The organism is Vibrio sp. Vb0937, assembly GCF_033338855.1.
In genome coordinates this window covers 1-9,698 of the sequence record NZ_JAWOTK010000049.1, presented here as the reverse complement: position 1 = coordinate 9,698, position 9,698 = coordinate 1, and the positions used below count along the sequence as shown (strand labels likewise).

Below are 9,698 nucleotides of genomic sequence, written 5' to 3'. Positions count from 1 at the left end.
TAAATGCGGTTGCAACGGTAGACCAAAGTAATACTGCTGAGAGCCCAAATCCTAGGGCGCGACGCTCGTTCATGATGCCTCTGCGTGATGATGTGCCGCTCGGTTTGGATAATTTGAGCGGAAGAAAGAATATTATAGGAAGGCCTAGTGTATGCGAGGATTTTTCATCCAACAAACTGGACATTTATCCAGTGTCTAAATACCATTGTTATAGATACAAAACACAGGCTAACTCGCTATTATGCAATGGATTCTTGAGTACCAATCTCTCATTCTCTCTTCTCTTTGTGCTGCCACGCTTAGTGGTGTCGCTGCCGGTTGGTGGGTGAAACAGCGTTTTATCACCCAAACTCAGCTTCTCGAGCAACAACTTGTTTCAGAAAAACAGCTTCATCAACAGCAACTTGAACAGGTCAAGCAAAGCCTTGCCGATGCCCAGCAAGAGTTGGATGAATTAGATGATGAGCGCGATAAAGCCGCGTTTGAAGTACGCCAAACACATGGAAAGCTGATGGCAGCAATGGAAAAACTGCGTTACTTCGAGGCTGTAAAGCAAGAGCGCCAGCAATACTTTGATGAGCTTGGTCAGATGCGTGAACACAAATCACGTCTAGAAACGCAACTGCGTGAGCAGCAAGCTCGCCATGAGCAAATAAACCAAGCCAATGCCGAAAAACTGCAAATTCTAGAGCAAGCGGAAGCGCGCCTGAAACAGCAATTTGAGCACTTGGCTAACCAACTGTTTGAAGAAAAAACCGCGAAGGTCGATTTGCAAAACCGTCAGAGTTTAGAAGGCTTGTTGTCACCGCTTAGAGAACAGTTAGAAGGGTTCAAAAAGCACGTTAATGACAGCTTTAGCCAAGAAGCTAAAGAGCGCCATACCTTAGTGCATGAGCTGAAAAACCTGCAACGTTTGAATGAGCAAATGACGCGCGAAGCGGTTAATTTGACCCAAGCGTTGAAAGGTGACAACAAACAGCAAGGTAACTGGGGCGAAGTGGTGCTCGCTAGGGTACTTGCCGAATCTGGCTTGCGTGAAGGACACGAATATCAGACTCAGGTGAACTTACAAAATGAAGCAGGCAAGCGTTACCAACCTGATGTCATTGTTCATCTCCCACAGAACAAACAAGTGGTTGTAGATTCCAAAATGGCGTTGGTTGCCTATGAGCGCTACTTCAACGCCGAAACTGATGCTGAGCGCGATCAGGCTTTGAATGCGCACTTAGCTGCTCTACGTGCACATATCAAAGGGTTAAGCATGAAGGACTACCACAAACTCAAAGGTATTCAGAGTTTGGACTATGTACTGATGTTTATTCCGGTTGAGCCGGCGTTCCAAGTCGCGATTCAAGCCGATCCGAGCTTGATTAAAGACGCGATGGAGCAAAACATCATTTTGGTGAGCCCAACAACGTTGCTGGTGGCACTGCGCACCATTGATAATCTATGGCGCAATGAACGCCAAAATGAAAACGCCAAAATGATTGCGCAGCGTGCGACAAAACTCTACGACAAATTGCGATTGTTTGTAGACGACATGGAGGGGCTCGGCGGTGCGCTGGATAAGGCGAATCAAAGCTATCAAGGTGCGATGAACAAGCTTGCCACAGGGCGCGGAAATGTGATTCGCCAAGCCGAAAGCTTTAAACACTTGGGAGTTGAAATTAAACGACCGATTTCTTCCGACCTCGCGCAGTTAGCGCAGAGTGATGCATTTTCAGAAAATGACCCGTTAGTAGAAAGACATCCGGCTGAGGATAAAGTAAACTAATCGCCCGCAGTGCAGTGGGCGATTTTATTTGTCAACAAACGCCCCGTAGAGGAAAGCGCTGCCTAAGAGGAATTAGAATGACGGACACAAGTTTGCAATCCAATACAGCGTTAGAGAATGAAACCACTCACTTTGGTTTCTCTACAGTGGCAAAAGACGAAAAAGTGACTAAGGTTGCCGAAGTATTCCACTCCGTGGCAACAAAATACGACATCATGAATGACCTGATGTCTGGTGGTATTCACCGCCTTTGGAAGCGCTTCACAATCGATTGTAGTGGCGCTCGCCCTGGCCAACGTATTCTTGACCTAGGTGGTGGTACGGGTGATTTGACGGCGAAATTCTCGCGCATTGTTGGCGATGAAGGCCATGTCATCCTTGCCGATATCAATAACTCAATGCTTAACGTTGGTCGCGATAAACTGCGTGACAACGGTATTGTGGGTAACGTGCATTACGTTCAAGCCAACGCAGAAGAACTGCCGTTCCCAGATGATTATTTTGATGTCATCACCATCAGTTTTTGTTTGCGTAATGTGACTGACAAAGACAAAGCGCTTCGTTCAATGTTCCGCGTACTGAAGCCAGGCGGCCGCCTATTGGTGTTGGAATTTTCAAAACCAGTGCTAGAGCCGTTATCTAAAGTATACGATGCATATTCATTCCACTTGTTGCCGAGAATCGGTGAGCTAGTTGCGAATGACTCAGAGAGTTACCGCTACCTAGCGGAGTCAATCCGTATGCATCCAGACCAAGAAACGCTGGAAGGCATGATGCAAGAAGCAGGTTTTGAAAACACCAAATACTACAACTTAACTGGTGGTATTGTGGCTTTGCATCGCGGTTATAAATTCTAAGGGTTAACGGCATGCCATTTGAACCACTTATCACCGCTGTGATTGAAACGTCACTGAATACACTGATCAAAGACGACCCTGCATTGGGCCGTCGTTTAGCGCGTCTAAAAGGTCAAGTTATTCAAGTTCACCTGAAAGAGATCAATAAAACACTGACATTCGTTTTTAGTCAGCAAATTGATGTGCTTGGTCATTACGAAGGGCAGCCTAACTGCTATCTATCGCTCAACTTGAGTGTGTTACCAGAGCTGCGCGATCAGGCCAACATCACTCGTCTTATTAAACAAGATAAACTTGAACTCGAAGGCGATATTCAATTGGCGCAGAAATTCTCTCAGTTGATGGTGGATTGCAAACCAGATGTTGAAGAGTGGTTGTCTCGCGTGACTGGCGATGTCGCCGCACATACCTTTGTGCAAGGTTCAAAAAACATCGGCAACTTTCTTGCGTCTCAAGCAGAAAAACACCAGCGTCATCTTGCGCAAGTAGTGACTGAAGAATGGAAACTGGCTCCCGCTCCGTTAGAAGTGGCCTATTTCTGCGACCAAGTTGATGAGGTTCGCAGCCAGGCTTCTCGCATTGAAGCTCGTTTAACGGCTTTGCTGAATAAGCTGGATGCAGATAAGCCTGCATTGGAGAAACCATGACGCCAGCAGAACTAAAGCGCTTATACCACATAGCCAAAGTACAACTGGAATACGGCTTAGATGAGCTGCTTCCCGATCACCAACTGACCAAAGCTCCGCTTTTACTGCGCAAAAGCTTGTTTTGGATTAAGAACAAGCACCCAGAAAAACCACTCGGTGAACGTCTGCGTTTAGCACTGCAAGAGCTGGGGCCGGTTTGGATTAAGTTCGGTCAGATGATGTCGACGCGCCGTGACTTATTTCCTCCGCATATCGCTGATCCCCTAGCTTTACTTCAAGACCAAGTCGCTCCTTTTGATGGCGAGTTGGCAAAAAAGCAGATGGAGCAAGCATTAGGTGGTCCGTTAGAAAAATGGTTTACCGAGTTTGATATCAAACCACTGGCGTCTGCGTCGATTGCTCAGGTACATACTGCGCGCATAAAAGACACTAACCAAGAAGTGGTATTAAAGGTTATCCGCCCAGATATTCGCCCAGTCATTGATTCAGATCTAAAACTGATGCACCGAATGGCGCGTATAGTCGCCGGAGCGATGCCTGAAGCACGTCGTTTAAAACCAGTTGAAGTCGTGCGTGAGTACGAGAAAACCCTGCTTGATGAACTCGACTTGCGACGTGAGGCGGCGAATGCCATTCAGTTGCGCCGCAACTTTGAGGGCAGCGAAGAATTGTATGTTCCTGAAGTTTTTCCCGACTTCAGTAATGAAACTGTCATGGTTTCTGAGCGAATATATGGCATTCAAGTCTCTGATATTGAAGGCTTGAAAGCAAATGGCACCAATATGAAATTGCTCGCGGAACGCGGTGTGAGTGTGTTCTTCACTCAGGTGTTCCGAGACAGCTTTTTCCATGCCGATATGCATCCGGGTAATGTGTTCGTCAAACCCGAACATCTAGAGAACCCAATGTGGATAGGGATAGATTGCGGAATCGTTGGTACACTTAATAGCGAAGACAAGCGTTATCTGGCGGAAAACTTCCTGGCGTTTTTCAATCGTGACTACCGCCGAGTGGCGGAGTTACATGTGGATTCAGGGTGGGTGCCTGCGGATACCAATGTCGATGAGTTTGAGTTCGCGATTCGCATTGTGTGTGAGCCTATTTTTGCTAAGCCATTGTGCGAAATCTCCTTTGGTCATGTGTTGTTGAATTTGTTCAACACGGCACGTCGATTCAATATGGAGGTTCAGCCACAGCTTGTACTGTTGCAAAAAACGCTGTTGTACGTGGAAGGGCTTGGTAGGCAGCTATATCCTCAACTTGATTTGTGGGAGACCGCAAAACCATTCCTGGAGGAATGGATGATGAATCAAGTTGGGCCGCAAGCTCTAGTGAATGCGATTAAAGACCGCGCACCATTTTGGGCAGAGAAATTACCTGAACTGCCAGAGCTACTTTACGATAGCCTGAAACAAGGTAAAGCGATGAATCAACGTATGGATCAGCTTTATCAAGGGTATCGCCAGAGCAAGCGCCAGCAGGCGACAGGAAAGTTTTTGTTTGGCGTTGGCGCGACTTTAGTCGTATGCTCGGCAATATTGGTGAACGATGCTTTTGAGCAGCTTTCGTTGGCCTGCGGTATCGCAGGTGTCACATTTTGGCTGCTTAGTTGGCGAGCTTATCGTCAATAGACGTTAAACTCTTGAAATATTTTTGTTTGTTTAAAGACCCGAGGTAAAGAGAATGGGTGGTATCAGTGTTTGGCAACTTCTAATCATTGCTGTAATTGTTGTATTGCTATTCGGAACAAAGAAACTACGCGGTATCGGTGGCGATCTGGGTGGTGCCGTTAAGGGCTTCAAAAAAGCGATGAGCGAAGATGAACCTGCGAAAAATGACAAAGACGCAGACTTCGAACCAAAAAGTCTAGAAGAGCAGCAGAAAAAAGAAGCTGCTCCTGAAACGAAAAAAGACAAAGAGCAGGCGTAAAACGTGTTTGATATCGGTTTTTGGGAACTGGTATTAATATCTGTTGTTGGTCTGGTCGTTCTTGGGCCGGAGCGTTTGCCTCATGCTATTCGCAGCGTGTCTCGCTTTATCGGTGCCGCTAAGAGTATGGCAAATAGCGTCAAAGACGAATTGTCACACGAGCTGAAAGTCCAAGAGCTGCAAGAAAACTTGCGCAAAGCAGAACAAATGGGGATGGATGATTTGTCCCCTGAGTTGAAATCTTCAGTTGAAGAGTTGAAGAAGGCAGCGCAATCTGTAAATCGTCCTTACGCAAAGAACACCGATTCAGAGGCTGAGCCTGTAAAAACAGAGCCAGCAGTCGAAGAGGCCGTGAAAGCGCAAGAGAGCAAGGTTACAGCGGCAGATAAGAAAGCCGAATAGTCTCATTAGGAGGAGCTACTAGTGATTGGTAGCTCCTTTTTGATCTGGTTTTTAATAAGAGGTTTGCCATGTCTACCGTCGAGCAGACACAACCTTTAATTAGTCATTTGTTGGAGCTTCGCAACCGACTACTGCGCTCAATCCTCGCAGTGTTGGTCGTGTTTGTCGGACTAATTTATTTCTCTAACCACATTTACGAGTTTGTTTCCGCACCTTTAGTAGAACGTCTACCTGAAGGCGCGACCATGATTGCTACGGATGTAGCGTCACCTTTTTTTACGCCACTTAAGCTGACGTTAATTGCTTCGGTATTTATTGCGGTGCCGTTTATTTTGTATCAAGTTTGGGCCTTTGTAGCGCCAGGTTTGTACAAGCATGAACGTCGATTGATCATGCCACTGCTGTTTTCTAGTTCGCTATTGTTCTACTGTGGAGTGGCATTTGCCTACTTCGTGGTATTTCCATTGGTGTTTGGCTTCTTTACCGCCATCTCTCTTGGTGGAGTAGAGTTTGCAACTGATATCTCGAGTTATCTCGACTTTGTGCTGGCGCTATTTATGGCGTTTGGTATCGCATTTGAGGTGCCTGTTGCGATTATTTTGTTGTGTTGGACTGGGGCCACTACACCAGAAGATTTAAGACAGAAACGTCCTTATATTATAGTGGCTGCGTTTGTCGTAGGTATGGTGTTAACGCCACCAGACATGATCTCGCAAACCTTACTCGCTATTCCGATGTGTTTACTGTTTGAAGTCGGTTTGTTCTTCGCGCGTTTTTATACTCGTCGAAGCGAAGAAGTAGAAGCGGAAACCGAAGAATAAGGCTAATCTAGATGTGAAAAGCGGCTCAATTGAGCCGCTTTTTTTGCGGTTGGTTTTTTCTTGGGCTAATTACTTAACTTTCATGACGTAACCACATTTTGTGCATACGTATACTTCCTTGATGCCCAGCAGCTTTTGAAAAAAACTGCGCGGTACGCGTTGTAAGTAAGCACCATGTGTACACACTTCAACTTCCATATTCATGCTGTTTTACATTTGTGCTAATTAATGGGCGTAAATCAGTATAGAAAAATAATGTGTCGAGTTGTCGACAGTTTTGCAAAGCGGACGAAGTAAAGTGACGATATGAGAAGTAAGTAGAGTTGCTAGTTAATTATTATGTTTATCAATAATTTTGTATGGATTGTTCTACTATTTCAACGGGTTGAATCGTTCATTCAATAGTTTAGGTGATAAAAAAGCGACGTTGATTTCGTCGCTTTTTTCAATTCTCGTGAATTAAATATTAAACAGCTTTTTGGCATTCTCAGTCGTTATGGCATCGATGGTTGCGATGTCGACATCACGCAAGTCGGCAACACGTTGTGCAACGAGAGAAGTGTAGGCTGGTTCATTACGTTTACCACGGTGTGGCACAGGCGCTAAATATGGACAGTCGGTTTCTAAAATGACCCACTGCATATCCAAATGTGGAATGACTTTATCCATCCCGCCATTCTTAAAGGTCGATACGCCACCCAAGCCTAAGTGGAAGCCTAGCTCATTGATTGCTTGCGCTTCTTCTAAGCTGCCTCCAAAACAGTGGAATACACCACGCAGACGACCATCTTGCTCTTGTCTTAGCAAAGTGAGTGTTTCTTCAATCGAATCACGAGTGTGGATAACGACTGGTAAGTCCATCTCTTTTGCCCAGTTAAGTTGAGCTACGAACGCCATTTCTTGCTCAGCACGATAGGTTTTATCCCAATACAGGTCGATACCGATTTCGCCCACCGCAATAAACTTGTGTTTCTCAAACCAGCCGCGGATGATCTCCAACGTTTGTTCAACATTGCTGTCCACATAACAAGGGTGGAGTCCCATCATTGAGTGGCACACGTCAGGATATGCCGCTTCGGTTTGTAGCATGGGCTCAATAGAGTCCAGATCGATGTTTGGCAACAGGATTTTATTAATGCCTTGCGTTAAGGCGCGTTGTACTACTTCATCGCGGTCGTTATCAAATTCGCTGGCATAGATGTGCGCGTGGGTATCGATCATCGTTACTCTCTGTGCTTCATAGTTGGTTTCGTATTCGAAGTATACTTGAGTGTGAGTGCTGGGTCATTTTCAGTTTTTTTCATTACCTTTTTCCAGATTGTCACTCGCAACATGCATCAAGAGTGATATGATTTTGTTCACCAGATGATTTGATCATCATAACCGTCCAGACAAGGAGAAAATGGTGTCTGTATCAATTCAAGGTCCATTCCCTGCACGCCGTATGCGTCGTTTACGTAAGCACGATTTTAGTCGTCGTTTGATGGCTGAGAACCAACTTTCTGTTAATGATCTGATTTACCCAATGTTCATTCTTATGGGTAAAGATCGTCGTGAGAGCGTGGAGTCCATGCCGGGTGTAGAGCGTTTGTCGATTGATTTAATGCTAGAAGAAGCACAATACCTTGCAAATCTAGGCGTTCCAGCAATCGCGCTTTTCCCTGTCGTAAACCAAGACGCTAAAAGCTTATGTGCTACTGAAGCCTACAACCCAGAAGGTTTGGTTCAGCGAGCAGTACGAGCGCTTAAAGAACACATTCCTCAAATTGGTGTAATCACAGACGTGGCACTCGACCCATTCACGACACATGGCCAAGACGGCATCATCGATGAAGATGGCTACGTAATGAATGATGAAACCACAGAAGTATTGGTTAAGCAGGCTTTGTCTCATGCAGAAGCGGGTGCTGACGTAGTCGCGCCTTCAGACATGATGGATGGCCGAATTGGTAAGATCCGCGAAGCATTAGAAAACGCGGGCTACATTCATACTCAAATCATGGCTTACTCGGCTAAGTACGCATCGAACTACTACGGACCATTCCGTGATGCGGTTGGCTCTTCTTCAAATCTAAAAGGCGGCAACAAGAAAAACTACCAAATGGACCCAGCAAACATTGATGAAGCGATTCACGAAGTGGCGCTAGACATCAACGAAGGTGCGGACATGGTGATGGTTAAACCTGGTATGCCATACTTAGATGTAGTTCGCCGAGTAAAAACTGAACTTCAAGTACCGACATTTGCTTATCAAGTCTCTGGCGAGTACGCGATGCATAAAGCGGCGATCATGAATGGCTGGCTCAAAGAGCGTGAAATTGTGATGGAATCACTATTGTGCTTCAAACGTGCAGGTGCAGATGGCATCTTAACGTACTTTGCGAAAGACGTTGCTGAGTGGTTGGCAGAAGAGAATGCACAAACTGCTCAACACCTAAATCGTACTCCGGAAGCGACAGAAGAGTAATTATCGCTCAGTGAGAAATACCAGACCAACAAGAGTTGTTCGTCTGTATATACCCAAGTAACCTCAGGCGGATTACAACAGTAACAATCCAAGGTGCTTGGGTATTTTTATTTTGGAGAAGAGAACAATGACAATGCTGATTCGTGAAGGCACATTGGAAGAAGCACTTCAAGTTGTGGCGCGTGTTACCGAGTTTTCGAAAGGAGAAACGGTAGACTCCATGACTCAACGTTTAGAAGAGAAAAACAGTTTAATCCTCGTTGCAGAAAAAAATGGCACGATTGTCGGCTTCAAAATAGGTTACGAATTAGAGGATGGTGTTTTCTATAGCTGGTTAGGTGGTGTTGTCCCTGAAGCTCGAAATGAAGGCGTGGCACAACTGCTTTTGGAAGCTCAAGAGGATTGGGTGGCAGAACAAGGCTACAACACATTAAAAGTGAAATCTCGAAACCAGTTTCCGGCTATGCTTCGCTTGTTATTGAGAAATGGCTATATAATTGAAAAGTTTGAAGAAAAAGTAAATCTTCGAGAATCTCGAGTGCATTTCATTAAAGCAATGTGAAAATAAATGAGATTTTTTCTCATTTAACTGTTGACTACGAAATGAGAATCATTATTATTAAACCTGTCTTAGGGAATGAGGAAAGTTCACAAGGACGTTGAGTGACTTATTAACAGAAGTTAATTAACTGAAAGTTGAGAAGTGATGAAACATTTTTCCGAGAACTTGCACGAATTCTTTTTGACACGACATTGCTCACATTGCTTCCAGTGTAATTTATAGCTTCTTGGTTAAGCTGC

The 9,698-nt window shown here is 45.2% G+C and carries 10 protein-coding genes; 9 read left to right on the top strand and 1 reads right to left on the bottom strand.

Going from position 1 to position 9,698, the window contains the following annotated elements:
* Positions 1-241: 241 nt before the first annotated feature.
* The 7 genes from rmuC (at position 242) to tatC (ending at position 6,430) form a co-directional block, all read left to right on the top strand.
* Entirely contained in the window at positions 242-1,774 is a 1,533-nt protein-coding gene (gene rmuC, locus R7P67_RS22680) for a DNA recombination protein RmuC (RefSeq protein ID WP_005379209.1), read from the top strand.
* 77 nt (positions 1,775-1,851) lie between these two features.
* Positions 1,852-2,631, top strand: a complete 780-nt coding sequence (gene ubiE, locus R7P67_RS22675) for a bifunctional demethylmenaquinone methyltransferase/2-methoxy-6-polyprenyl-1,4-benzoquinol methylase UbiE (RefSeq protein ID WP_017635022.1) — start codon at positions 1,852-1,854, stop codon at positions 2,629-2,631.
* Positions 2,632-2,642: 11 nt separating this feature from the next.
* Positions 2,643-3,278, top strand: coding sequence for an SCP2 domain-containing protein (locus R7P67_RS22670; RefSeq protein ID WP_005379213.1), 636 nt, complete (start codon positions 2,643-2,645; stop codon positions 3,276-3,278).
* Complete coding sequence (ubiB, locus tag R7P67_RS22665; protein WP_262600256.1) at positions 3,275-4,909, top strand: ubiquinone biosynthesis regulatory protein kinase UbiB; 1,635 nt, start codon at positions 3,275-3,277, stop codon at positions 4,907-4,909. Before R7P67_RS22670 ends, ubiB begins: the two co-directional genes overlap by 4 nt.
* Positions 4,910-4,961: 52 nt before the next feature.
* The gene (gene tatA / locus R7P67_RS22660; RefSeq protein WP_005382958.1) at positions 4,962-5,207 is read left to right on the top strand and encodes a Sec-independent protein translocase subunit TatA; all 246 of its coding nucleotides are present in this window, start codon (positions 4,962-4,964) and stop codon (positions 5,205-5,207) included.
* A gap of 3 nt (positions 5,208-5,210) precedes the next feature.
* Positions 5,211-5,609 carry a Sec-independent protein translocase protein TatB gene (tatB, locus tag R7P67_RS22655; RefSeq protein ID WP_017635021.1) on the top strand — a complete coding sequence of 133 codons (399 nt, stop codon included), beginning with the start codon at positions 5,211-5,213 and terminating at the stop codon, positions 5,607-5,609.
* 68 nt (positions 5,610-5,677) lie between these two features.
* Positions 5,678-6,430 (top strand): twin-arginine translocase subunit TatC, encoded by a 753-nt coding sequence (gene tatC, locus R7P67_RS22650; protein ID WP_005379234.1) that lies wholly within the window; start codon positions 5,678-5,680, stop codon positions 6,428-6,430.
* Between the two features lie 459 nt (positions 6,431-6,889).
* Here the strand turns inward: tatC and R7P67_RS22645 are convergent, their stop codons facing one another.
* Positions 6,890-7,651, bottom strand: a complete 762-nt coding sequence (locus R7P67_RS22645) for a TatD family hydrolase (protein ID WP_017821949.1) — start codon at positions 7,649-7,651, stop codon at positions 6,890-6,892.
* Between the two features lie 184 nt (positions 7,652-7,835).
* Between R7P67_RS22645 and hemB the strand changes: the two genes are divergently transcribed.
* On the top strand, positions 7,836-8,897 hold the full coding sequence (gene hemB, locus R7P67_RS22640) for a porphobilinogen synthase (RefSeq protein ID WP_031777176.1): 1,062 nt from the start codon (positions 7,836-7,838) through the stop codon (positions 8,895-8,897).
* Between the two features lie 127 nt (positions 8,898-9,024).
* On the top strand, positions 9,025-9,459 hold the full coding sequence (locus R7P67_RS22635) for a GNAT family N-acetyltransferase (protein WP_005379245.1): 435 nt from the start codon (positions 9,025-9,027) through the stop codon (positions 9,457-9,459).
* The last annotated feature ends 239 nt before the right edge of the window (positions 9,460-9,698 follow it).